The sequence below is a fragment of the Flavobacterium sp. LC2016-23 genome, from assembly GCF_009674775.1.
In the GTDB taxonomy this organism is placed as follows: domain Bacteria; phylum Bacteroidota; class Bacteroidia; order Flavobacteriales; family Flavobacteriaceae; genus Flavobacterium.
Map to the genome: position 1 here is coordinate 1 of NZ_WKKE01000063.1, position 1,243 is coordinate 1,243.

General features: G+C 43.1%; 1 protein-coding gene. It reads left to right on the forward strand.

Annotated elements, in window-relative coordinates:
• Nucleotides 1-1,243: Ig-like domain-containing protein (locus GJU43_RS22695; RefSeq protein ID WP_195760092.1), on the forward strand; the 1,243-nt coding region annotated here is incomplete at both ends.

Here is a 1,243-nt window from a genome sequence, read left to right on the forward strand (position 1 = left end):
ATCACTTATAGAAACAGCAATGGCTGTACACAAACCGTTACTGTTACGGTAAATCCATTACCAACAATCACAGGAACACCGGCTGTTTGTATCGGATCAACCACACAATTAACAGGTTCTGCCACCGCAAATGCTACAACACCCTGGACTTCAGCTACAACAGCAGTTGCTACGGTATCAAATACAGGATTAGTAACAGGAGTTGCTGCCGGAACAAGTGTTATCACTTATAGAAACAGCAATGGCTGTACACAAACGGTTACTGTAACGGTAAATCCGTTACCAACAATCACCGGAACTGCAACTGTTTGCATCGGATCAGCCACACAATTAACAGGTTCTGCCACCGCAAATGCTACAACACCCTGGACTTCTGCAACAACAGCAGTCGCTACAGTAGACAACACAGGATTAGTGACGGGAGTTGCTGCTGGCACAAGTGTTATCACTTATAGAAATAGCAATGGTTGTACACAAACGGTCACTGTAACGGTAAATCCATTACCAACAATCACAGGAACACCGGCTGTTTGTATCGGATCAACCACACAATTAACAGGTTCTGCCACACCAAATGCTACAACACCATGGACTTCAGCTACAACAGCAGTTGCTACTGTATCAAATACAGGATTAGTAACAGGAGTTGCTGCCGGAACAAGTGTTATCACTTATAGAAACAGCAATGGCTGTATACAAACAGTTACTGTAACAGTTAACCCACTACCATTAGCTCCAACAGTAGGAACAATAATACAGCCTACTTGCGTTATAACTACCGGAAGTGTAGATTTAAGCGGATTACCTTCTACAGGAACATGGACTTTAACTAGGTCGCCAGGTGCTGTAGTAACTACAGGAACAGGAACAACAGTAACAATTACAGGTCTTGCAGCTAATACCACCTATACCTATACAGTCGGAAACGGTACATGTACTTCTGTATCTTCAGCTAATATTGTTGTAAATCAACTGCCTTTATTGGCAACCTGGAACGCAGGATGGACCAATGGCCCGCCAACTATTAATCAACCTGTTGTTTTTGCCGGAGATTATACATCAGCTGGAGATCTAAATTCTTGTAGCTGTACAGTAAATTCAGGTGTGAATGTTGTGATTAGTGACGGAAACACTTTAACCGTTACCAATGCTGTTACCGTTAGCAGCGGAGCGACGCTGACTTTTGAGAACAACTCAAGTCTGATGCAGGACAGTAATGTAGTCAATACGGGAGAGATTACCT